The 23,373-nt window shown below is 63.8% G+C and carries 21 protein-coding genes; 12 read left to right on the top strand and 9 right to left on the bottom strand.

The window, feature by feature from the left end; genetic code table 11:
• The first annotated feature begins 135 nt into the window (after positions 1 to 135).
• Complete coding sequence (locus BSY18_RS18165) at positions 136 to 1,755, top strand: FAD-dependent oxidoreductase (protein ID WP_069051427.1); 1,620 nt, start codon at positions 136 to 138, stop codon at positions 1,753 to 1,755.
• On the opposite strand, the gene BSY18_RS18160 is transcribed toward BSY18_RS18165, so the two are convergent.
• The 3 genes from BSY18_RS18160 to mdlC are packed head-to-tail and all read right to left on the bottom strand — an operon-like array spanning position 1,752 to position 5,177.
• Complete coding sequence (locus tag BSY18_RS18160) at positions 1,752 to 2,252, bottom strand: aromatic-ring-hydroxylating dioxygenase subunit beta (protein WP_236823407.1); 501 nt, start codon at positions 2,250 to 2,252, stop codon at positions 1,752 to 1,754. The genes BSY18_RS18165 and BSY18_RS18160 overlap by 4 nt on opposite strands.
• Positions 2,249 to 3,595, bottom strand: a complete 1,347-nt coding sequence (locus tag BSY18_RS18155; protein ID WP_069051426.1) for an aromatic ring-hydroxylating oxygenase subunit alpha — start codon at positions 3,593 to 3,595, stop codon at positions 2,249 to 2,251. Before BSY18_RS18155 ends, BSY18_RS18160 begins: the two co-directional genes overlap by 4 nt.
• 25 nt (positions 3,596 to 3,620) lie before the next feature.
• The gene (gene mdlC, locus BSY18_RS18150; RefSeq protein ID WP_069051425.1) at positions 3,621 to 5,177 is read right to left on the bottom strand and encodes a benzoylformate decarboxylase; all 1,557 of its coding nucleotides are present in this window, start codon (positions 5,175 to 5,177) and stop codon (positions 3,621 to 3,623) included.
• A 90-nt stretch (positions 5,178 to 5,267) separates the two neighbouring features.
• Between mdlC and BSY18_RS18145 the strand changes: the two genes are divergently transcribed.
• Both BSY18_RS18145 and BSY18_RS18140 read left to right on the top strand, forming a co-directional pair.
• Complete coding sequence (locus tag BSY18_RS18145) at positions 5,268 to 6,173, top strand: LysR family transcriptional regulator (protein ID WP_069051424.1); 906 nt, start codon at positions 5,268 to 5,270, stop codon at positions 6,171 to 6,173.
• Between the two features lie 68 nt (positions 6,174 to 6,241).
• On the top strand, positions 6,242 to 7,162 hold the full coding sequence (locus BSY18_RS18140) for a ketopantoate reductase family protein (RefSeq protein WP_069051423.1): 921 nt from the start codon (positions 6,242 to 6,244) through the stop codon (positions 7,160 to 7,162).
• Positions 7,163 to 7,226: 64 nt separating this feature from the next.
• Here the strand turns inward: BSY18_RS18140 and BSY18_RS18135 are convergent, their stop codons facing one another.
• Positions 7,227 to 7,682, bottom strand: a complete 456-nt coding sequence (locus tag BSY18_RS18135; protein ID WP_069051422.1) for a MarR family winged helix-turn-helix transcriptional regulator — start codon at positions 7,680 to 7,682, stop codon at positions 7,227 to 7,229.
• 122 nt (positions 7,683 to 7,804) lie between these two features.
• Here BSY18_RS18135 and BSY18_RS18130 point away from each other — a divergent pair, with 122 nt between their 5' ends.
• The 4 genes from BSY18_RS18130 (at position 7,805) to BSY18_RS18115 (ending at position 13,670) form a co-directional block, all read left to right on the top strand.
• A complete protein-coding gene (locus BSY18_RS18130; RefSeq protein WP_069051421.1) occupies positions 7,805 to 9,214 on the top strand; it encodes an aldehyde dehydrogenase in 1,410 nt (469 codons plus the stop codon).
• Between the two features lie 66 nt (positions 9,215 to 9,280).
• Positions 9,281 to 10,141, top strand: a complete 861-nt coding sequence (locus tag BSY18_RS18125) for a p-hydroxycinnamoyl CoA hydratase/lyase (RefSeq protein ID WP_069051420.1) — start codon at positions 9,281 to 9,283, stop codon at positions 10,139 to 10,141.
• A gap of 33 nt (positions 10,142 to 10,174) precedes the next feature.
• Positions 10,175 to 12,325 carry an acetate--CoA ligase family protein gene (locus tag BSY18_RS18120; protein ID WP_069051419.1) on the top strand — a complete coding sequence of 717 codons (2,151 nt, stop codon included), beginning with the start codon at positions 10,175 to 10,177 and terminating at the stop codon, positions 12,323 to 12,325.
• 40 nt (positions 12,326 to 12,365) lie between these two features.
• Positions 12,366 to 13,670 carry an MFS transporter gene (locus BSY18_RS18115; protein WP_069051418.1) on the top strand — a complete coding sequence of 435 codons (1,305 nt, stop codon included), beginning with the start codon at positions 12,366 to 12,368 and terminating at the stop codon, positions 13,668 to 13,670.
• Between the two features lie 218 nt (positions 13,671 to 13,888).
• Here the strand turns inward: BSY18_RS18115 and BSY18_RS18110 are convergent, their stop codons facing one another.
• The gene (locus BSY18_RS18110) at positions 13,889 to 14,791 is read right to left on the bottom strand and encodes an SDR family oxidoreductase (RefSeq protein WP_069051417.1); all 903 of its coding nucleotides are present in this window, start codon (positions 14,789 to 14,791) and stop codon (positions 13,889 to 13,891) included.
• 93 nt (positions 14,792 to 14,884) lie between these two features.
• Here BSY18_RS18110 and BSY18_RS18105 point away from each other — a divergent pair, with 93 nt between their 5' ends.
• Positions 14,885 to 15,748 carry a helix-turn-helix transcriptional regulator gene (locus BSY18_RS18105; protein ID WP_069051416.1) on the top strand — a complete coding sequence of 288 codons (864 nt, stop codon included), beginning with the start codon at positions 14,885 to 14,887 and terminating at the stop codon, positions 15,746 to 15,748.
• An 80-nt stretch (positions 15,749 to 15,828) separates the two neighbouring features.
• Here the strand turns inward: BSY18_RS18105 and BSY18_RS18100 are convergent, their stop codons facing one another.
• Positions 15,829 to 16,731 (bottom strand): LysR family transcriptional regulator, encoded by a 903-nt coding sequence (locus tag BSY18_RS18100; protein ID WP_054133727.1) that lies wholly within the window; start codon positions 16,729 to 16,731, stop codon positions 15,829 to 15,831.
• Positions 16,732 to 16,831: 100 nt separating this feature from the next.
• On the opposite strand from BSY18_RS18100, the gene BSY18_RS18095 reads away from it, so the two are divergent.
• Positions 16,832 to 17,947 (top strand): aldo/keto reductase, encoded by a 1,116-nt coding sequence (locus BSY18_RS18095; protein WP_069051415.1) that lies wholly within the window; start codon positions 16,832 to 16,834, stop codon positions 17,945 to 17,947.
• Positions 17,948 to 18,099: 152 nt separating this feature from the next.
• On the opposite strand, the gene BSY18_RS18090 is transcribed toward BSY18_RS18095, so the two are convergent.
• A complete protein-coding gene (locus BSY18_RS18090) occupies positions 18,100 to 18,825 on the bottom strand; it encodes an SDR family oxidoreductase (protein WP_069051414.1) in 726 nt (241 codons plus the stop codon).
• Between the two features lie 137 nt (positions 18,826 to 18,962).
• Between BSY18_RS18090 and BSY18_RS18085 the strand changes: the two genes are divergently transcribed.
• Positions 18,963 to 19,838, top strand: a complete 876-nt coding sequence (locus BSY18_RS18085) for an AraC family transcriptional regulator (protein ID WP_335617673.1) — start codon at positions 18,963 to 18,965, stop codon at positions 19,836 to 19,838.
• Positions 19,839 to 19,845: 7 nt separating this feature from the next.
• On the opposite strand, the gene BSY18_RS18080 is transcribed toward BSY18_RS18085, so the two are convergent.
• Together BSY18_RS18080 and BSY18_RS18075 are read right to left on the bottom strand one after the other, a co-directional pair.
• A complete protein-coding gene (locus tag BSY18_RS18080; protein WP_069051412.1) occupies positions 19,846 to 20,823 on the bottom strand; it encodes an alpha/beta hydrolase family protein in 978 nt (325 codons plus the stop codon).
• A 147-nt stretch (positions 20,824 to 20,970) separates the two neighbouring features.
• Positions 20,971 to 21,612 (bottom strand): NAD(P)H-dependent oxidoreductase, encoded by a 642-nt coding sequence (locus BSY18_RS18075; RefSeq protein WP_069051411.1) that lies wholly within the window; start codon positions 21,610 to 21,612, stop codon positions 20,971 to 20,973.
• Positions 21,613 to 21,754: 142 nt separating this feature from the next.
• On the opposite strand from BSY18_RS18075, the gene BSY18_RS18070 reads away from it, so the two are divergent.
• Positions 21,755 to 22,621: a LysR family transcriptional regulator gene (locus BSY18_RS18070; RefSeq protein WP_216094709.1), complete on the top strand. Its 867-nt coding sequence runs from the start codon at positions 21,755 to 21,757 to the stop codon at positions 22,619 to 22,621.
• Between the two features lie 170 nt (positions 22,622 to 22,791).
• Positions 22,792 to 23,100, top strand: coding sequence for a hypothetical protein (locus BSY18_RS18065; protein WP_069051409.1), 309 nt, complete (start codon positions 22,792 to 22,794; stop codon positions 23,098 to 23,100).
• The last annotated feature ends 273 nt before the right edge of the window (positions 23,101 to 23,373 follow it).

Genomic DNA, 23,373 nt, shown 5'->3' with positions numbered 1-23,373 from the left:
CTTGCCAGGCCGCTTGCAGCACCGTCGTAACCACAGATTGGGTCGTTGACAAATCATCATATAACCCGGCCGATGCTGCGCTTGACGGGTCCGGAAAAAATGATACGACGTCTTATCATATCTGGAGGGTGAGGCGTGGGCGATACCTATGACGTCGTGATTGTGGGCGGCGGACCGGTGGGCCTCGGCCTCGCGGTGCAACTGGGCCAGGCCGGGATTTCGGTCCTGCTCGTCGAGCGCCACGCCACCCCGGTGCGGGTGCCCAAGGGGCAGAATCTCACGCAGCGCACCATGGAGCACTTTCAGGCGTGGGACGCCGAAGCTGCCCTGCGCAATGCGCGCACAATCCCCCCGGAATACGGCATCGGCGGGCTCACGGCTTATGGCACCCTGCTGGGGGAATATCGTTACGATTGGCTCGCCCGCGAACGGGTGCGTGAGTATTACCGGACGGACAACGAGAGGCTGCCACAATACTGCACCGAGCAGGTCCTGCGCGATCGGGTCACCGCCCTGCCCTCTGTCGTCACCGCGCTGGGCTGTACGGCGCAGGCCGTTTCGCAAGACGAGGGCGGCGTCACAATCCGTTACCGGGATACCGCCGGGACCGAACATGCGGCGACAGCGCAGTATCTGGTCGGCTGCGACGGAAGCAGGTCGCTGATCCGTCACGAGGCCCAAATCACCGAGACGCGGTCCGACCACGACCGGACCATGGCGCTGATCGTCTTTCGCTCCGATGGCCTCAACCAGTTGCTCGAGCGGTTTCCCGGCAAATCCTTCTATAATGTCCTCACACCCGAGCTTGAGGGCTACTGGATGTTCCTTGGCCGGGTCGATCTTGACGGCAACTGGTTCTTCCACGCCCCGGTGCCAGACAGCGCGCGAACCGAGGCCTTCGATTTTGCAGGCTATCTTCACCGCGCGGTGGGGGCCGAGTTCGACGTGGCGATCGAATATACCGGCTTTTGGGATCTGCGCTTTGCGCAGGCCGACGCCTATCGGGCCGGCCGGATCTTCCTGGCCGGCGATGCGGCGCACAGCCATCCGCCTTATGGCGGCTATGGCATCAACACCGGCCTGGAAGATGCGCGCAATCTGGGCTGGAAGCTGGCCGCAGTTCTGCACGGCTGGGGCGGCGCGCATCTGCTCGACAGCTACCATGCCGAACGCCATCCGGTCTTCGAATCCACCGCGCGAGACTTCATCGAAAAGTCGATCCGCGAAGACAGCCGGTTTCTTGCCCGGTATTCGCCCGCCAAGGACCAAGACGCCTTCGAGACGGAGTGGCGCAACCGAGGTACGGATGCAAAGGCCGAAGTGGAAAGCTTTGCGCCGCATTATGCTGGTTCGCCGATCGTGTTCGGACCGGACGGCGCGGTTTGCAGCGCGGTCGGTGCGCACAGCTTTGCCGCGCGGCCCGGCCATCATCTCGCGCCAAGGGCCATGTCGAACGGCAACGCAGGGCCGGATATCGCCAGAGCCGGATTGACCCTGCTGGCGCTCGACGCCGAGGCGGACGACGTGGCGGCCTTCGAGACCGCAGCAAACGCCTGCCGTGTTCCGTTGGCGGTGCTGCATGACACGTTCGACAATGGACGAGAGGCCTATGGCGCGCGGCTGGTCTTGCTGCGCCCCGACGGTTTCGTTGCCTGGGCGGGCGATCGGCTGGACACGTCCGCCAGCGCCATCATCGCACGCGTCACGGGTCAGGATGGTCTCGAAACCACGGCTGCCTGTGCGATCCGCTGCTAAATCGAGTAGAAATCGACGACGGTGGGGATGACGTCGTTGAGCAGCAGGATTTTCTTGGCCGCGATGCGCCAGGCTCCATCGACACGCTGCAGGGCATGCTGATAGCGCCCAAAGAACACATGGCTGCGATCGCTGCGGCGGTCGTAGAGGTGGACGGTAAAGCACGACGAGATGATGGCTTCGCTGCTGTCGGCGCGCTCGACCAGCACGTTGGTGATGGCGTGCACGACGCGCGAAGGTGGCGTGGAAGCCACGGACACTCCCGATCGGGCCCGCCAGACCCGGTCCTCGAGATTGCGGCGCCCGCGATAGTAGATCAGCGACAGTTCGCTTTCCGGGTCTTGCGTCGGGGTTGTCTCATCGCGCCACGCCGGCACCCAGAACACCGAGTCGGGCAGATACAGTTCGAGCCATTCTTCCCAGCGACTCTCATCGAGCAGCAAAGCCTCGGTGTAGAGAAATTCTTCCGCGTCGTTGCGGGACAGGGGGCCGGTCACGACGCTGATCCCTCCAGCATGCGGCGAGCCCATTCGCGATAATAGCTGTGGTACAGCGTCTCGTCGCACAGCTGGGCATCCGCCAGCACGCTGAACTGGGGTTCCATGCTCAAAGGCTGGGAGAACAAATTGCCTCCCGGCCTGCTCGCCGTCATGCCGCGCGCATAGCCCTGCAACCATGGCTCGACGCGGCTGGCAAAGCCGCGCTGGCAGTTCTCGTAGCTCACGGTATCATCGGGCGTGGCCATGCCGCTGGGGTTGAAGAAATCCTCGTACTGGCGGATGCGCTGGCGGCGTGCCTCGGCCGTCTCGCCCTTGGGAGCGATACACCAGGTGCGCATTTCGGTCCTGCCGACCCCGACCGGTCGGATCACGCGCAGCTGGCTCGAGGCGTTCTCCGCAATCTGCAGATTGGGAAAGATCGTCAGGTTGCGCATGTTGAACATCCAGTCGCGCTTGGCCTCACCGTGCCGCTCTGCCAGCACCGTCGCCCGGCCATAAAGCGGCAGAGCGTCCGATATCTCAAACCGGCCCCAGTTGAGGACATGGCCGTACTGAAAGCTGTAGCTCCCACCCTGGATACCTTCGGCGTCGCCCGTCCAGTATTCGCTGCTTTCCCAGACCGAGCGCACCACGCTGGCATCGTTCTGTTCTTTACGCTGTTCGAGCACGCGGATGTAGGACGGATGTGCTGAGGTGAAATGATAGGCATCGGAGCAGTTTTCCAGCTGCAGCTTCCAGTTCGCATCGTAGGTGAACGTCACCTCGCCGGGGACCAGCTCGACCCCCTCCTCGCTTTGATCGGCGATCAGATCGAGCAGGATTGCGGCCTCGCCCAGATGTTCGGTGAGCGATGGCACCGCGGCGTTCAGGCTGCCAAACAGAAATCCGCGATACTCCCCGAAAACAGGGAGCGCGGGAAGATCATGGCTCGATGCGTCGAAGCTGTCGGCATAGCAACCGGCCTTTCGCCACTTGATCGCCTTGTTCTGGCCGGCACTGTCGAACGACCAGCTGTGATAGGGGCAGACGTGCAAACGGGCATTGCCGTGCAACCTCTGGGCAACGCGCGACCCCTTATGGGGGCAGCTGTTGACCAGCCCGTGGAGCTTTCCATCGCCATCGCGGCTGACAAGAACCGGAACGCGCCCGATCGTGGTGGTAAAATAATCATACGGCCCAGGGGCTTGCGCCGCCAGCCCGAGAAACACCCAGCCGCCTTCGAAGATGTGGCGCATCTCGAGATCGAAAACATCGGGGTCATCGAAAATCGCACGGCTGACGCGGAACACCCCATCATCCGGACGGTCATCGATGAGTTCGGCGAGCCGACCTTTCAACATTCTGCGATCCTTTGGCATGTGCGCATCAGGACACCACGACTTCGACAAGCGTCGAGCCACGGGCACTGAAGGATGCGGCCAGCGCAGCATCAAGTCCATTGGCATCTATGACCCTGACTGCGCTCAACCCCTGGCCTTCGGCCAGCGCGCAGAAATCGATGTCGGGCAATTGCGTCCCGACGGTCTTGTCGAGGCCGAAGATCCTGCCGAAACTGGCCAGCGCCGCATAGCCGCCGTTGTTGATGATGATGAAGCTGATCGACAAGCCCAGTTGCACCGCCGACCAGAGCCCTTGAATCGCGTACATGCTCGATCCATCGCCCAGGATGGCGATCACCTTTTCGGATGGGCGTGCCAGCGCGACCCCGACCGCGGCAGGAAGACCATGGCCAAGGCCGCCACTGGCGCAGGTATAGAACGTGTCACGCTCGAGCATCGGCAGATGGTCGTGCATCGGTCCGCGGCTTGACGGTGCCTCTTCCACGACAATGGCGCCGCGTGGGCGGAGCCTGGCAATCTGCTGCATCACGAACGAATCCGAAAACTCCATGCCTTGCAGCACGGGCGCCGGTTGCCGCAACGGCGGAGCGGCACGCTCCATCGGCAGCGGTCCGGCAAGCAGGCTAAGGATCGCAAGCCGGGTGTTGGCGACAACAGCCATGCCATCGGGCGCCCAGGCGGCCTGGGCAGGGTTGTCGACGATCTGGATGACACGCGAGCCTTCGGGCACATGCGGCCCAAAGCCTTCGACATGATAGAGCGACAGCGGTCCCCCCAGAACCAGGATGAGATCATGTCCCTGGAGGCGGGCGACGATCTTTTCGCGGCCAGCATCGAGAAAGCCTGCAAACAGCCGGTGGTCTTCGGGGAAGCTGTTGCGCGCCGACATCGGTGCCACCCAGACCGGCGCGTTGTGCCGTTCGGCCAGCGCGATCACCTCGTCCCAGGCCTGTTCGCGTGCGACGCCAGCGCCGACCACGATCACCGGTCGATCGGCAATCGCCAGCGCGTCGGCGGCATCCGTGAGTGCGGCCGGATCGCCGGGATTGATGGCGGAAACCCTGCGCGCCCTGATCGGTTCACAGGGCCTGTCCCAGTCATCGACCGGGATCGAAACGAACGTCGGCCCGCACGGCGGCTCCATCGCGACGTAATACGCGCGCGCGATAGCGGCCGGCACATCCTGCGCGCACGCAGGCTCGCACGCCCATTTGACAAAGGGTCGCGGAAATTCGGTTGCGCGCTCGGCAAACAGGAACGGTTCGCACGACAGGATCGATCGCGCCTGTTGTCCGGCGGTGATCACCAACGGTGTCTGGTTCTTGAATGCGGTGAACAGATTGCCCAGCGCATGGCCGGTTCCGGCAGACGAATGGAGATTGACCAGCGCGGCGTTGCGCGTGGCTTGCGCATAGCCATCCGCCATGGCCACCACGATCGATTCCTGAAGCCCCAGAACATAGCGGAAATCGTCGGGAAAATCGCGAAACAGCGGCAACTCGGTCGATCCGGGGTTGCCGAAGATGGTTTGCATGTCCAGCGCGCGCAGCAGCGCTATCGTGGCCTCTCTCACGGTTGTCATGGCGCGGTGCTCTCTCCTGTTGCAGCAGCATTGAGCGAACACGGACATTTCAACCATTGCAAATTATCAGCAATGTCATACGTTTTTTGCATGACTTTCGATCAACGCAAGCTCGCAGCCTTTGTGGCTGTGGTCGACACCGGCAGCGTCGGGCGCGCCGCGATAGTCAACAACATGACGCAACCGACCCTGAGCAGGCTGATCCGAGAGATGGAACAGCGGCTGGGGGTCGACCTGTTCGAGCGGCACAGCAAGGGCATGACGCTGACCGCATCGGGAGAGGTGTTTGCCCCTTACGCCCGCATGCTGCTGTTCGAGATGCAGCAGGCGAGCGAGGCGCTCGACGCGGTGCAAGGAATCCAGCGGGGCACGGTCCGTCTGGGGGCGGTCGCCGCAGCCACGCGCAGCCTGGTACCCAAGGCATCAGCCCGCCTGCTCAAGGCCGCTTCCGCGCTGCGCATTGCGCTTCTGGAAGCGCCTCAGGGCACGCTGACCGAGGCTTTGCTTGCGCGGAAAATCGATTTGATGATTGCCCCTCAATTGCCCGATCATCCCGACATGGTGCGGATCAGCCAGTGCCAGTTCGATGATGTCTTCACCGTCTTCTGCTCGACACAGCATCCGCTGGCGCGCGCCAGCGATGTCGATCTGGAAAGGGTGCTGAAGGAGAACTGGGTGATGCCCCCTGCCGGATCGACGCCGCGATCTTTGTTCGATGCGCTGGTCCGCACAAGCGGACAAGCGCTTCCGACCGTTGCGATCGAAGCCACATCGGTGGGCGCGCAGGTCGCCTGTGTCGTGCACGGCAGGGTGCTGGGCTGGCTGCCGCATCCGCTGATCGAGAGCGAGGTCGGCAACGGGACGATCAAGCTGCTGACCATCCCCGAACTGTCGCTGCACCGCAGCTTCTACGTCTATCGGCGGTCGCGTGGCCTGCTGCCAGACGCGGCGCGGCGCTTTCTCGAAATGCTGCCACAGGTCGCGGAGACGGCCTGAATGGGCCCGTTTGCAGCGCTGCGTCATCGCGAGTAGCGCTTCAACCTCGCGGAACAGGGGAGAGCGCCATGCAGAATATCGTGATCGTCGGAGCAGGTGCCATGGGCTGCTATTTCGCCGCGCGCCTCGGGGAGGCGGGGTTGTCCGTGACTTTGGTCGACATCGACCCGGTGCGGCTGGAGCTGCTGGCCCGCGAAGGCATCAAGGTGAGCGACGATCGGGGAGAGCGGGTTGTCGCCACCCGTGCCATGCGCGCGCAGGATGTCGCGCCCGGGGTGGCCCTCGTCATGCTGTTCACCAAGGGTATGCATAGCGCGGCAGCCGCGCAATCGGTCGCGCATCTTGCAGATGGCAAAAGCTTTGCGCTGACATTGCAGAACGGCATCGGCAATGCGGAAATCCTCGCAGAGGTCTTCACGCCCGAGCGGGTGATGATGGGGGTCACCGACATTCCCGCCGATCTCGAAGGCCCCAACTGCGTGGCTTCGCATGGCCTGGGGCATGTCCGGCTGGGCAGCATGGCGGCCAGGATGCATCCCGTCGCCGAGCAGGTGGCGCAGCTGCTAACCCTGAGCGGGATGAACGCCGAAGCCGACGCCCGGGTCGAGGTGGCGATCTGGGAGAAGGTGGCGTTCAACGCCGCGCTCAATGCACTTGCCACGGTCAGCGGCGCAACGGTGGGCGGCATGGACCATCCCGCGGGTCGCCGCATCATCACAGCGGTGGTCTCAGAGGTCGTCGCAACCGCCGCTGCCCGGGGAGTGCCGATCGATACCACGCGGATCTGGGGCAAGATCGACTTTGCGCTGGCCAATCATCGTGGCCACAAGGCATCGATGTTGCAGGACATGCTGGCCGGCCGCGCAACGGAGATCGAGTCGATCAACGGTGCCGTTGTGCTCGCCGCCGCCCAGGCGGGCATCGCGACGCCGGTGACGTCGACGCTCGCAGATATCATCCGGCTGATGGAGGCGCAGAGGCCGCGGTGATCCCCGGCCGGCGGGGCAACTGCGATAAGCCCGAGAAGAGCACTACCGGATCGAACAGCCTGGTCTAGGTCTCGCTGCCAGCCAGCGTCCTGAGCGCAGCGATCATGTCTGGCAGCAGTGCGACATCCAGTCCTTCCCGAAACCGGGCCTCGTGCGCATCGATGATCGTCTGCGCGGCGCAGACCTTGTCGACCCCCAATTCCGTCAGAGCCAGCGACTGCGATCGGCCATCCACCCGTGATTTCTGGATGAACCCCCGTTTCAGCAGCCCGCCCATCAACGGCGCCATGTTGGCACGCGCGATCCCCAGCACCCGCCCGATGTCGCTTTGGGTCAGACCCGGATTGGCGCGGATGAGGATCAGGATCGTCGCCTCGGTCGGGCGCAGATCCGCCGGCGCGAGCGACGAACCCAGATCGGCCATCATCGCTGTTGATGCGCGGCGCAGCCAGTAGCCCAGCAGATCCTCCAGCGGATCGGGGACCCGAGAAACATCCTTGTCCGGGGAGCCTGCATCCATCACGAAAGTCCAAAACCGCTATTGTGCATAACAATCAACATAGCTATGCTTTATAGCAATAACGGTGAGTGAGAGGAACTTGAATGATGCACACCATTTCCCTTTCAATCGGTGGTCAACCGATGACGACAGCCGCGACGTTCACCCGCCATAACCCGGTTACCGGCGCTGCCGCAACGGCTGCGGCGGCCGCGACTTCGCAGGACGCCTGTGCCGCAGTCGATGCCGCCGCTGCCGCCTTCCCCGCATGGTCCGCGCTCGGCCCCAACGCCCGCCGCGCAAAGCTCGCCAAGGCGGCCGATGCACTCGACGCCAAGGCCGATGCATTCATCGACGCGATGATGAACGAGGTCGGCGCAACCGAAGGCTGGGCGCGGTTCAACCTGATGCTGGCCAGCAGCATGGTGCGCGAGGCGGCCGCGATCACCACCCAGATCAGCGGCGAGGTCATCCCTTCCGACAAGCCCGGCTGCATCGCGATGGCCGTGCGCGAGCCCGCCGGTGTTGTGCTGGGCATCGCGCCGTGGAATGCGCCGATCATCCTGGGCGTGCGCGCGATCGCGGTGCCGCTCGCCTGCGGCAACACCGTGGTGCTCAAGGCGTCCGAACAGTGTCCGCGCACCCATGCGCTGATCGTTGAGGCGTTTGTCGAAGCCGGCTTCGGCGATGGCATCGTCAATCTGGTTACCAATGCGCCCGAAGATGCAGGCGATGTCGTCGGCGCGATGATCGATCACCCTGCGGTGCGGCGGATCAACTTCACCGGATCGACCGCCGTGGGCCGAATCATCGCCAGGCGCGCGGCCGAGCACCTCAAGCCGGTGCTGCTCGAACTGGGCGGCAAGGCGCCGCTGATCGTGCTAGACGACGCCGACCTCGACGAGGCGGTCAAGGCGGCAGCGTTCGGCGCGTTCATGAACCAGGGCCAGATCTGCATGTCGACAGAGCGGATTATCGTCGTCGATGCGGTGGCCGATGCCTTTGCCGAAAAATTCCGCGCCAAGGTTGCGACGCTGGCGGTGGGCGATCCGCGCGAAGGCAAGACCCCGCTGGGCGCTGTCGTCGATACCAAGACGGTCGCGCACGTCCAGGCGCTGGTCGATGAGGCGGTCGCGCAGGGCGCACGCCAGATCAACGGCGGCTCATCCGATGGCGTTCTGATGCCCGCGCATGTCATCGACGCGGTCACGCCGGACATGCGGCTGTTCCGCGAGGAAAGCTTCGGCCCCGTCGTCGCCATCGTCCGCGCAGCCGACGAGGCGCATGCGGTCGAGCTTGCCAACGACACCGAATACGGGCTGTCCGCCTCGGTCTTCACCCGCGATATCGCGCGCGGGCTTCGCGTTGCGCGGCTGATCAAGTCCGGCATCTGCCACGTCAATGGCCCCACAGTGCACGACGAGGCGCAGATGCCCTTCGGCGGCACCAAGGCCTCTGGCTATGGCAAGTTCGGCGGCCAGGCCGGCATCGACAGCTTCACCGACCTGCGCTGGATCACCATCGAGACCCAGCCCGGCCACTTTCCCATCTGAACCCTTTTCCATCACGACATGTCCGTCATGACATGTCCATCACGACAATCTCGGAAAGCGCCTGACATGACCAACACCTTGAATATCGACGGAATCGACCCGGTTGAACTCGCCACGGTGACCTTTTCGGTCGAAAACGGCATCGCATGGGTGAACTTCAACCGCCCCGACAAGCGCAACTGCATGTCGCCGCGCCTCAACCGTCAGATGATGCGCGTGCTCGATGCACTGGAGTTCCGCGAGGATGTTGGCGTGCTGGTGCTGACCGGCGAAGGCACCGCCTGGTCGGCGGGCATGGATCTCAAGGAGTATTTTCGCGAGACCGAGGCTGACGGCCTGCGCGGCACCCGCGGCGCCCAGCGCGAGAGCTATGGCTGGTGGCGCCGCCTGCGCTGGTACCAGAAGCCGACGATCGCGATGGTCAACGGCTGGTGCTTTGGCGGCGGCTATGGCCCGCTGTTCGCCTGTGACCTGGCGTTTGCCGCGGACGACGCGCAGTTCGGGCTGTCGGAGATCAACTGGGGCATCCTGCCCGGCGGCGGCGCAGCCAAGGTCGCCACCGAGCTCACCAGCTTCCGCAACGCGATGTACCACGCGATGATGGGCGAGAATGTCGATGGAAAGACCGCAGCACAATGGGGCTTCGTCAACGAATCGCTGCCGCTCGACCAGCTCAGGGCGCGCGTGACCGAGGTCGCCAACGTGCTGCTCAAGAAGAACCCGATCGCACTCAAGGCCACCAAGGACGCCATCCGCCGGGTGCGCGAGATGAGCTATGACAATGCCGAGGATTATCTGATCCGCGCGCAGGAGGCCGCCAACAGCTATGACAATGATGGCCGCAAGGAAGGCATCAAGCAGTTCATCGACGACAAGACCTACAAGCCGGGTCTGGGCGCCTACGACCGCTCGAAAACCTCTGCCTGATCAGCCCCAGACCAAAGCCGGAAACGCCCTGCCATGTCAGCCGACACCCTCGCTCCGCCTGTCCCGGCCACCCGCGCCGCATCGCTTGATCGCCTGCTGCGCCCCCGCTCGGTGGCGATCGTCGGTGCTTCCGAAAAGCCCGGTGCCTTGGGCAACTCTGTGCTGTCCAATCTGGTCCGCAACGGGTTTTCAGGCGATATCCACCTGATCAACCCCAAGCGGGCCGAGATCGAGGGACGGCCATGCCTTCCCTCGGTCGAGGCGTTGCCCGATGGGGTCGATTGCGCCGTGCTCGCCATTCCGCGCGCGGCTGTGCTGGACACGGTGCGCGCGCTGGCGGGGCGCGGGGTCGGTTCGGCGATCATCTTCTCCGCAGGCTTTGCCGAGGGCGGCGAAGAGGGGTTGGCCGAGCAGCGCGCCATCGGGCAGGTCGCTGCGGCTAGCGGGATGGTGATCGAAGGGCCCAATTGCCTTGGGATGACCAACTTCATCGACCGCGTTCCGCTGACCTTCGTCGAAACCGACGCCAAGGCGCTGGGCGCGCGCGTCGGCATCGGTGTCGTCTCGCAAAGCGGGGCGATGGCCTGCGTATTGTGCACCACATTGGCCAACCGGGACCTGGGCCTGTCGTTCTCGATCTCGACCGGCAACGAGGCCGCGAGCGGCGTCGAGGATTATGTCGAATATCTGCTGGACGATTCCGCCACCAAGGTCATCGCGATGATCGTCGAGCAGTTCCGCCATCCGCAGCGCTTCATGGCAGCGGCGCGGCGGGCGCGGGCGCTGGGCAAGACGATCGTGCTGCTCCACCCCGGCAAGAGCAGCGCCGCACGCGAGTCCGCTGCCACCCATACCGGCGCGATGGCGGGCGATTATCAACTGATGCGGGTGAAGGTTGAACGCGCAGGTGCGATCTTCGCCGAAACGCTCGAAGAGCTGGGCGATATCGCCGAGATCGCGCTGCGCTGTCCGATCATCCCGGCAGCCGGGGTTGCGGTGCTCGGCGAATCGGGCGCGTTCAAGGCGCTGACGCTCGATCTGTGCGAGGGGCTCGGGCTCGATCTGCCGAAGATCGACGACGACAACGCGCCCGCCCTGCGTGCGGCGCTGCCCCCGTTTGTCGGTGTGAGCAATCCGCTCGATCTGACCGCACAGGGGCTGGTCGAACCGGACCTGTATTACCGCACCCTCGCCGCATTGTTCGACGACGATCGCTTCGGCAGCGTGCTAGCCGGGATCATCCAGACCGACCCGGTGACGATGGCGATCAAGCTGCCGCCCATCCTGCGGGCGGTGCGCGAACTTTCGCCCGCCAAGCCGGTGATCTTTGCCGGGCTCGATGAAGGCGCTCCGATCGGCACCGATTATATCGATCAGCTTCGCGCGCTCGGGATCCCCTATTTCCCATCGACCGAACGCGCATTGCGGGCGCTGCGGCGGTTGAACGCCTTTGCCCTTCGCGATTTCGCGATCGGCGATGTCAGCCCCCTTCCCGCTCCCGGTCTGCCAAGCGGCAATGCCATCGTGCCCGAATACCGCGCCAAGCAGGTTCTCGGCGCGCTCGGCCTGCCGTTCCCGCGCGGCGCGTTCTGCACCTCGCCCGACGAAGCGGTGGCCGCAGCAGCCAGCATCGGGTTTCCGGTGGTGATCAAGGCGCAGTCGGCTGAGCTCAGCCACAAGAGCGATGCCGGTGGCGTGATCCTGAACCTGGCCGATGCGGACGCTGTGCGGGCAGGATGGGACCGGCTCCACGCCAATGTCGCCGCTTACGATCCGGGCATGGCGCTGGATGGTGTTCTGGTCGAGGGGATGGGCGAGCGCGGCACCGAGCTGATTATCGGCGCCAGGAACGATCCCGATTGGGGGCCGGTCATTCTGGTCGGCTTTGGCGGGGTGACCGCCGAGATCCTGCAGGATGTGCGGCTGCTGCCGCCAGACCTGACGCACGAGGCGATCCTGCGCGAGCTGGATCTGCTCAAGAGCGCGGCAATCCTGCGCGGGTTTCGCGGATCGCCTGCGCTCGATGTCGATGCGGTCGCCCGGTTGGTTGCCACCCTTGGGCGCATCCTTTTGAGCGAGCCCGGCATCGCCGAGATCGACCTCAACCCCGTCATCATCTATCCCTGCGGCAAAGGCGTGATCGCGCTCGATGCATTGATGGTGACGGCCGCGCAGCACGAGTGACGACCGCAACGACGAGAATGGCACCGGAGGGGGCGAGAGAATGACCGCAGACGTGAGGGCCACTCTCGACAGGGCACCGATGGGCAGGCTGCAGATCGCGGCCATCGTGCTGTGCGTTCTGCTCAACGCGCTCGACGGCTTCGACGTGCTGGCGATCAGCTTTGCCTCGCCCGGAATTGCCGCCGAATGGGGCATCGACCGCGCCGCGCTCGGCCTTGTGCTGTCGATGGAACTGATCGGCATGGCCGCAGGATCGATCGTTCTGGGGTCGGTCGCAGACCGGATCGGACGCAGGCCGACAACGCTGATATGCCTGGTCATCATGGCGCTGGGCATGGCGGCGGCGACATTTGCCGGGACGGTCGAGGAGTTGTCTGCCTACCGGCTGTTCACCGGCCTTGGCATCGGCGGCATGCTGGCGTGCACCAACGCGATGGTCGCTGAATTCGCCAACGCCCGCGCGCGCAGCCTCGCGGTCGCGATCATGGCGGCGGGCTATCCGATGGGCGCTATCCTGGGCGGATCGTTCGCATCGCAGCTGCTGGTCGATGGCGACTGGCGCGACGTCTTCACCTTCGGCGCGGTGATCACCGCCGTGTTCCTGCCTGTCACCTTCCTGCTGCTCCCTGAATCGATCGGGTTTCTGGTGCACAAGCGACCAGCGGGCGCGCTGGCGCGGGTCAATGCGATCCTGTCGCGGATGGGCCACGACCAAGTTGATGCCTTGCCCGACCCGGACCCTGCGGCGCCCAAGGCGGGCTACCGCCAGATGTTCGCTCCCGGTCTCGCGAAAACCACGGTTTTCCTGACCCTGGCCTATTTCTGCCACATCATGACCTTCTACTTCATCCTCAAATGGGTGCCCAAGATCGTCGTCGACATGGGATACGCCGCATCGGCTGCGGGCGGGGTCCTGGTCTGGGCGAATGTCGGCGGATTGATCGGCGCATTGCTGCTGAGCGCTTTGAGCTGGCGGTTCCCTATCCGCAATCTGGTGATCGGCGCGATGCTGCTGTCGTTCGTGACGGTCACCATCTTCGGCCAGGGCCAGAGCGACATCGCCATGCTGGCAGCGGTCGCGGCAGCGGCAGGTTTCTGCACCAACGCCGGTGTGGTCGGGCTGTACGCGCTGATCGCCCAGGCCTTCCCCACCCCGGTGCGCGCCAGCGGCACCGGGTTCGTCATCGGCTTCGGCCGAGGCGGCGCCGCCGTCGGACCGATCCTCGCCGGGTTCCTGTTCAGCATCGACCTGGGCCTGGCCTCGGTTGGGCTGGCGATGGCGTGCGGATCGCTGCTCGCTGCCGCGATGCTGCTGTGGCTGCCGAAGCCGGCGCCTGTGCGATGATCGTTCGCGCGCCCTCCAAACGGGTTTCGCAGGATGAGTTGGCAGGCTGGGCAGCAAGGTGCCGGCCACTGACCGCGCGGTGGTGGGGCCCGATCCGATCGTTCAAGGCCGATCACGCCTCCATCGGGACCCGCGCGCCCCTCGCAGACGCTTGGCAAACTGCACCATGAGCGGTTCTCTTGCACGTGACGGCACCGACACAACCCTCACTCTGGCGTTCATCCTGTAGTCTCCCCGTCAAAGTAGCCTGGGGATGACAGATCGGTGAGCAAGCCGACTTGGTCCGGCTGCCAGCCGAGCACTGCGCGCGTCCGCTCGCTCGAAGCTGGCGTGTCCATTGCAGCGAACGGAGCGAACCAGCCGAAATGGTCTGCCGCTTCGTCCGCTGAAATCGACCGGATCGGCAGGCCAAGCCCGGCGGCGACCTTTTCGGCAATGGCGCGAAACGGAATGCTCGCCTCGGCCACAGCGTGGTAGGCGCGCTCGGTCGCACAATGTTCCAGCGCGAGCCGGTAGACACGCGCGGCATCGCTTCGGTGAACCCCCGTCCACCGATTGTTGCCCTCACCAATATATGCAGACACGCCTTTCTGGCGGGCGATGTCGGCCAGCATCGGCACGAAGCCCCGGTCACCGGGTCCGTGCACAGACGGTGGCAGACGCACGAGGGAAGCGCGCACACCGCGCGCAGCCAGGGCCGCGATCGCAGCTTCGGACTGGCGGGGATAGCCGGGATCAACAGGCGGCGTGTCCGATTCAACCGCTGTGCGGCCGGGCGCAAGGAAGGCTACTCCAGCTGTTGCGAGCAGCGGGCGGCTGCTGCCTGACAGGGCTTCGCCGAGTGCGGCAATCGCATGGCGATCCACGGCGCTGCTTTCGGCAAAGCGCGTGAAGTCGTGGCCGAACGCCGTGTGGATCACTGCATCCGAAGCCGATGCCGCTTCCGTCAGGCCGCTCAAGTCCTCGAGACTTCCCAAACGGACCTCGACGCCTGCCGCTTCCAACGCCTTGGCTGACTTGTCTGACCTGGCGAGGCCGACCACCTGATGACCCACCCCCAGAAGTTCAGCGACAATAGCCGACCCGACAAACCCCGTGGCTCCGGTTACGAAAACCCGCATATTTCTTGCTCCCCTGATTGCTAAGCAAGCGCTAAAGGTCGAAAATCTTTCCGGGTAAAGATGAGACTTTATCATGGTATAAGGAATACCAGCATGGCAATCGAAAGGACCGACGAAGGCTCCTTGGGTGCGTATCTCAAAGCGCGGCGGAGACGGTTGAATCCCGCAGCGCTTGGCTTTTCAGCCTCACGGCGGCGCACACCAGGGCTTCGGCGCGAAGAGGTCGCGCAGCGGGCCAATATCAGTGCCACCTGGTATACCTGGCTCGAACAGGGACGCGGCGGTGCACCGTCTGCTAACGTCCTGGATCGCGTTGCGTCTGCGCTCTTGCTTACCGAGGCGGAGCGCGAGCATGTTTTCTTGATGGCGCTGGGACGCTTGCCCGACGTGCGCTACAAGCCGGCTGAGGGTGTCACCCCGCGGCTGCAGCGCGTGCTCGATGCGATGGAGACGACGCCAGCAATCCTGCGCACCATGACATGGGATGTGGTCGCCTGGAACGCCGCAGCTGCTGCAGTGCTTACGGACTATGCGGCACTTCCGCCAGACCGGCGCAACATTCTCCGCCTGATCTTCCTAGATGCCGAAGCACGCGCTGCGCAGGTCGAGTGGGACGATGTTGCCCGCTTTGTCGTTGCAGTTTTCCGCGCCGAGGTGGCACGCGCCGGCGCAACCGAACTGGCCGCGCCGCTGGTGGCGGAACTGAGCCGGTCAAGTCCCGAGTTCGCCATGATGTGGGAGACCCATGACGTGCGTTCGCATGGTGATGGGGTGAAGATGTTGCGTCACCCAATTCTCGGGCTCGTTCCCCTGGAGTATTCGGCGTTTGCCGTGGACGGGCGCCCTGATCTGTCGATGATTACCTATCACCCGACCTGCCCAGAGGATGCGGCTGCCATCTCGGCCTTGGTCAGGACAAGGACAACGTCGTCTGAACCCGGCCCATGGGACGAATGAGCCTAAGATGCAGTCAGCTTTTCGCGCGATGGTGATCGCCAGCCTACCTCACGAAAACGCTTGCGCAGCCCGGGCGGCGTTCATCCATCCGCAGGATCGGCGCGCATGGCATCCACGAACACCCGGAATGCCGCAGTGGCTTGTCGGCGGCTCGGATAGTACAGGTGGTTTGGCGGCAACGTCGGTGCCCAACCTGACAGAACTTCAACCAGCGTCCCGGCCGCTAACTGAAGGGCGGCATGCGGCAGCGGCAGGCAGGCTATACCGAGCCCTGAGACCGCAGCGTCGCGCAGGACATCGATATCATTGGTGGTGAAGTCACCGCGGATCGTCCGCTCGAAAGACCGGCCATCGCGTTCAAAACCCCAGCGGTGGACTACCCCGGAAGATGTATAGCGGTAGCAGAGGCACCGATGGTCATCGAGATCAGAAGGAGACGTCGGTGCGGCTTGCCCGTCGAGATAAGCAGGGGAAGCAACATAAACCAGCGGCACGGGATCGCCCAGGCGCACCGAGATCATATCTCCTTGCAGCGCCTGTGCGTGCCGAACTCCGCAGTCGAAGCGCTCGGCCACGATATCGACGAAGCCATCGTCCACCACTAGTTCGACTGCAATGTCTGGGAAGTTTCGCGCGAAGTCCGTCAGCCGAGGCAGTATGGCGTAGACCGCAGCAACCCGGTGGGCACTCACCCGGATACGGCCCGCCGGGGTATCGCGCGCATTATCGAGATCGTCGAGCGCGCGTGTGACCGACGCGATCGCGGGTCTCAGGCTGGCCAGAAGCGCCTCGCCCGCTAAAGTGGGCGCCAGCGACCGAGTGGTGCGATCAAGAAGGCGGACTCCCAGCTTCGTCTCAAGCGATCGCATTGCATGGCTCAACGCCGACGCTGACAGCCCCAAGCGCTCTGCAGCTCGCGCAAAGCTCCCGGCATCGACGATCTCGGCAAATATCGCCAGGCCTGACCAACGATCGCGATCCATTACTGAAAATCCTTCAGCGACCCATGCGCCGATTGCTATCTAATCATGCCGGGACTTTACGTCCATCTACTGCGGACGCCAATGCAAGGATCTCCAACCCATGAATCTCGACACCTACCGACCGCTGGGCCATTCTGGCCTGCTTGTCAGTCCGCTGGCGCTTGGCACCATGACGTTTGGCACGCCACGCTGGGGCTTGGACGAAGCAGGCAGCCGCGCTGTGATGGACAGCTATACCGAACTCGGCGGAAACTTCATCGACACCGCCGATGTCTATGCCGGTGGTCGATCCGAAGAGATGGTCGGCGCATTCATTGCTGAGCGCTCGATCCGAAATCGGACAGTGATATCGACCAAATCCGGCTTCGCGACAGGCCGCGGGTATCATGCGGGGGGCAATGGTGCGCGCCATATACTGGCTTCGGTAGATGCCTCGCTGCGACGCCTGGGGACCGACTTCATCGATCTTTACTGGGTCCACATCTGGGACGGGCTGACCCCGGCTGACGAATTGCTGCGGACGATGACCGCGCTCGTGGCATCCGGAAAGATTCGCTATTGGGGGATCTCCAACAGCCCGGCCTGGTATGTCGCCCAGGTCGCGACCCTGGCCAAGATGCTCGGGTCTGCCGGACCGATCGGACTGCAATATTTCTATTCGCTGGTCGAGCGCGGGGCGGAGAGCGAGCACCTTCCGCTCGCGCGTGCTGCAGGCATGGGTCTGGTGCCATGGAGTCCGCTGGCCTATGGACTGCTGACCGGCAAATACGATCGCGAGGTTGTCGAAGCATCGCCGAAACGGGAGGGCGGCGTGCCCAACACACGCGCCGCAGAAGACACCGCACGATTGGAATCCGACAAGCGCCTCGATGGCGACAATCCCTTTGGCGACACGCTGTTTACCGAGCGAAACTGGAAAATTGTCGACGTGGTGCGTGACGTCGCTGCAAAGATGGACCAGACGCCTGCGCGCGTCGCACTAGCCTGGGTGGTCGGCACGCCGGGGGTCGCATCGACCTTGATGGGCGTAAGCCGTCCTGGGCAGGTAACCGACAACGTCCTGGCTCTTGCGCTCGATCTTCCAGCGGCGCACCGCGCGGCGCTCGATGCTGTCAGCGGAGGCGATCAAGCTTTCCTCTACACCCTGTTCACGCCAGAAACGCGCAACCAGATCGTTTTCGGCGGCGCCGATATCCAAAGAGACTGGTTGGGATGAACACAGGTGTCGCCAGCGCGCTGTGCGTGAGCAGCACCGGGACATGGCGAGAGCGGGCGGCGCGTGGAAGGTCATGCAACCCGCTCTCAGGGCGCTCGCGTGCTATATTGGGAGAGGGTTCTCAGGGAACTGTGAACCCTCTCCGATACACGTCACATTCCCGCTGCCGTCGGGCGTACGATGATTTCGTTGATGTCGACGCCCGTCGGTTGTTCGAGGGCAAACCGCACCACGCGAGCGATAGCATCTGGGGTCAGCGACTTCTTGCGCCATTCCGACAGATCGGCGGCCAGCGCCGGATCGCTGATATCATGGCCCAGTTCGGTGGCGACCACGCCGGGCGAGATCAGGGTGGCACGGATGTCGTCATGCTCGAGCCGCAGGCCTTCGGTGATTGCCCGCACGGCGTGCTTGGTGCCGCAATAGACTGCTGCTGTGGGTAGAACCATGTGTGCCCCGATCGAGGCGACATTGACGACATGTCCGTCGCGTTGCGCCGTGAAGCGCGGCAGCACGGACGCGATGCCATTGAGCACGCCATTGATGTTGACGTCGATCATGCGCTTCCATTCGTCACGCTTGACCGATGCCAGAGGCGACAGCGGCATCACGCCGGCGTTGTTCACCAGCGCATCGACACGGCCGAACCGCTCCTCGGCTGCATCGACAAAACCATCAAAGCTGGTGGCATCGGTGACGTCGAGGGCGCACCACCCGATTCGGTCACCGAGTTCCCGTGACAGCGCAGCAAGCCGATCGGTACGCCGCGCGCCAAGAAACAGATTGGCGCCGGCTTGTGCAAGTTCGCGGGCCGTGGCTTCGCCAATTCCGCTTGATGCGCCTGTGATGAGGATGGTCCTGTTGTGTAGCTGAGCCATGTTTCGTTCCTTTTGTCCGGTGCGATCAAGGTGCCAGAACGGATCTCCCGGCGTTAGCCCGATCATCCGGATTGCTTGCACGATTTTCCAAACCTTACGTAGTTTTGCTTGCGCGCTGATTCGCTATCGGCAACAAGATGCCCATGTCAGACACTCCGGACCTCGCTCGGATCATTGCCCGAAACACGCCGCAGGAGGGGGTGTTCCAGACACTTGTGCCGGGGCTATCGCTGATCCGGGCGGATGATCCGGGAATGCCCATGCCGACAGTCTACGAGCCGTCGCTTTGCATTATCGCCCAAGGCGCCAAGACCGTGTCGCTCGGCGCGCAGACGCTGCACTACGATGACGCGCATTGCCTCGTGGCTGGCGTGGATCTTGCGCTGATCGGCCAGGTCACCGCTGCCTCACCCGATCATCCGTACCTTTGCTGCAAGATCGATATCGACCAGACTGTGCTGGCCGATCTGATCACGGCCGATGGCAACGCGTTGCCGCCGGGCAATCCACCGCCGCTGGCGGTGCACCCTATCGGGCCTGAACTGCTCGATGCCTCGACCCGCTTGCTGCGCCTGCTTGACCGGCCTCATTCGATCCCGGTTCTCGCGCCGCTGGTGCAACGGGAAATCCTCTACCATCTCCTCATTGGACCTCAGGGTGCCATGCTTCGCCATGCCGCCTCGGGCGACTGCCATCTGGGACAGGTGAGCCGCGCTATCGGCTGGATCCGTCACCATTCGCACGAGCAGCTTCGCATCCGTGACGTTGCCGGTGCGGCGCGGATGAGCATCTCCTCGCTGCACCATCACTTCAAGAGAATCACCGGTCTGACACCACTTCAGTTTCAAAAGCAGTTGAGATTGCAGGCAGCGCGCCAGATGATGATAGCCGAGGGAATAAATGCTGGTTCTGCCGGATTTGCGGTGGGCTATGACAGCCCATCGCAGTTCAGCCGAGAGTACCGCCGGCTTTTCGGTGCTCCGCCGCGTGCCGATATCAGCGGGCTCAACTGAGCACGTCTCAGCCAGAGACTGCCTCCCGTGCCTTTCGATCGAGACGGCCCAGCGCGCCCGCTGGCCCCGCAAAGGCGGCACTGGCATCGTTCCAGGCTTGGTCGCCTTCGATCAGGGCCGAACGCAGATACGCCCAGACCATTCGGCAGGTGAGCTCGAGCCGGTCGGGATCTTCATCATCGGTCTCCTTCGCATCATAACCGGCGATACCGCCGAGGCCATGCCTGCCGCCGGCAATCGTCAGCAGCGCATCGGCACCCGGACCCAGATGGTAGGGGTCGGCGTGCCAGTCGGCACCGCGGACGGTCAAGTGAGGGCTGACGTCCATATCACCGAAGACGACAAGGGTGCGGGTGGCCAGATGAGCAAAGTCGGGAGAAAAAGCCGGGCCATAACTCTTGCCGTTTTCGCTGAGATTGTCGCCGCCGGCGCCGGGCGATGCAAGCAGCACTCCGGCTTTGATCCGTAGCTCGCGCAGATCGATCTCGGCTCCTTCAATCGTGACCCGCATGCCAAGCAGCAAAGCAACCGTATGGCCACCAAGCGAATGGCCAACGGCGCCGATCCGTTCGTGATCCAGCCGCCCTTTCAAAAAGGGCAACGCCGTTTCAATGGCGCCCAGTCCATCCAGAATGGCGGTCATTTCCTCGGTACGCTCGCGCCAGAACAAAGGGGCGCCGGACATGTCGCGAGGCAGTCCGCCAACCTTGCTGTTGGCATGGGTGGGCTGGATCACCACGAAGCCGCGCTCGGCAAGAAAGTTCGCAATCGGCCCATAGCCGTCTTTCGAAGGGATATAGAGCGAGGGGCCGTGACCATGTGACAGAAGCACGATCGGCAACGCGTCGCCCTGGACAGGTGCCGTGACGCGAAGCTGCAACGGTTGCGGGCGCCCGGGCATCGCTAACGATACCGGGCTGAAGGAAGCGGCCAGGGTCGCCTCCGGCGTCGGAATGAGCCGGGCAAGGCCGATCAGATTGTTCATTGCATTTTTTCCTTTTGCCGGAGCGTGCTCCAGGTTTTTTCGGGCCGGCCCGGGGACTGGCCGACCGTTCCGCCAGCGCCCGGTGACATCGGGATGTGTTCAGGCGTGGCGAAGCAGGCTTATGAATGCGGAGGCTTGCTCACCAGTTCAGGCCCGGCTCGCTCTGGCCGCGTGTCCATTCTCATGGCAATCAGAGCTGGATCCGTATGGCCAGGCGCCGAACGCCGCTTTGGCCAGGCGTGACAGGGCGCGGCCGTAGGCGCGGCCGGCTTCGGCAAGGTCATCGGCGGGTAATCCATCTGCATCAAACACGAGAAAGGGATCTCGCCAGTCCATTGCAAAGCGGTTCGCAGAGGCTTGCAAGGGCGCCAGAAGCTCGGCGACGGTGAAGCGGTTGCGCCCTTCCGGCCGGTATGTGGACTCCTCGGCCCCCATTGTCGCAGCGACCATGAGAGGTTTGCCGGCAAGACCGGCGCCTTCAGTGTCCCCGTAGATGTACGCCATCCGGGTGAGGACGATGTCCTGCCACTGTTTCATCAATGCGGGGGTCGAGTACCATTGCATCGGAAACTGAAGTACGATGCGGTCGGCGCGCAGGAGCCTGGCTGCTTCTCGCTCACTGTCGCGCTCCATCTCGATCCCTGCCGGGTACAGGGCGGCCATGTCGGCAATTTCGACATGACGCAGGCCAGCTGCCGCTCGTGCCAGCGCTGCGTTGGCCGTTGATCGCTCGATATTCGGATGAAAGAGCAGGATCTGTGTGACTGTCTGCTCATCGTCTTCATGCATTGCTCGAAACTCGCCTTGCGTCTGTTGCTCTGCAGGAAGGCAACCTCACAACAAGTGCGGCATATGGCCAACCGCAATCGATCCTTCCAATCGATATTGATTCTATCCTATTATCGAGGGCATGAATTTACGGTCGGTAGATATGAACCTGCTCGTGCTCCTCGATGTCCTGCTGGAGGAGCACCACGTCGGGCGCGCGGCCGAGCGCGTTGGTCTGTCGCAGCCGGCAATGTCTGCAGCGCTCCAGCGATGCCGCCACCTTTTTCGCGACCAGCTTCTGGAGCGAAGCCGTGGAACGATGCGCCCCACACCAAAAGCCGACAGTCTGCGGCAGCCGCTGAAGGAACTGCTCGCGGCAGCGACAACGATCATCGCACCTCCTGTAGTGCCGATTGACGAGCTCAAGGCCACACTCAGACTGACGATGGCCGATCTCTCCGCATTGCTTGTCCTTGAGCCCCTGCTCGCCGATCTCGCCCTGTCCGCCCCCGGCATAGACATCGTCCTGCAGCCGTGGACGGGGGCGGCGCACGCCAGACGTGCACTGAAGGACGGCTCAACCGACATTGCCGTCTCGGTGTTCGAGACCGGCGACGACGATCTCTTCTGCGCGCCTGTGACGGAAGAGGCCTATGTGGTCGCCATGCGCGATGATCATCCTGCGGCGCACGGTTTCACGCTCGAGAAGTGGATGTCGTTTCCCCACATCGTCGTCTCGGGCCGGGGCGATGCGCGCACATCACTCGACAGCCAACTTGCCGCGCGTGGGCTCAGGCGGCGCATTGGCGTGGTGGTTCCGACCTTTGGCATGGTGATACCGCTCCTGCGGTGCACGCCGATGATCGCCATGGCGCCGGAAAAACTGGTGAGCCGCACACCCGGTCTCTCCGTCTTCAGGCCACCTGTTGCTGTCCCGAATATCAGCCTTTCACTGGCATGGCACCGGCGCCGCGAGAGCGATCCCGCGCTGCGCCATGTGGCCGATCGGCTCGCTGCCCATCTCTATTGATCGACCCGATCTGTGCCCGGGATCGACCACCCGCCCCGCTTTCCCCCATGTCGTCGCATAACCTGCAGTACGCAATGTTCACGCAATCTGCGCCTCTCAGTTGAGCCCGAACCGCATCTCGCGACTGTCGTCCGACCGCCGCGACAAGGATGCGTCAATTGAAAGGATCAATGATGCCCCCCTATCTGTACGAGAATATCCTGCGACCTGCCCGTAGCCTGGGCCTGGCTGCCTTGCTGGGCGCCTCTCTGGCTGCCTGCAACGCCAATGGCGGTGATCTGAGGAGTGCCGCGAGAGCCAACCTTGCCAGCGAGACGGCTCTCAACGCCCAGATCATTTCCGACCGGGCGCGGGCCCAGCGCTGCGACCGCGACCCGAGCCGACGGGAGTGCCCCCGCTTTGATCGGGAGCAGGCGGAGCGCGACCGTGCCTGGCGCTGCGACCGTGACCCGAGCCACCGCGAATGTCGTCGCCGCTAAGAGCAGACATCTCGGCTGTTGTGCAAGCCAGGGCCAGTGAATTCGCTCATCGCGCACACCGGTGCGAGGCCGGAGGGGGCGGTTTGCCCCGTTCCCTCCGGTTCACTCCGCCGGTGCGCGCAACGTTTGACCGGTACTAAAGACGTCTCGCAGGCCATTTATTTCGCGGCGGAGCGAGGCGGATTGGATCCTGGTCCAAATGGTCTACAACAGGCTGCACCGCGCGGGCTCCACAATTTCCTGACTTCAGCCGCGCCACTAGGCATTTCCAAA

This window comes from Blastomonas sp. RAC04 (genome assembly GCF_001713435.1).
Taxonomy (GTDB): Bacteria; Pseudomonadota; Alphaproteobacteria; order Sphingomonadales; family Sphingomonadaceae; genus Blastomonas; species Blastomonas fulva.
Note: the sequence above shows the minus strand (reverse complement) of the source record. Positions and strands in the feature narration are given on the sequence as shown.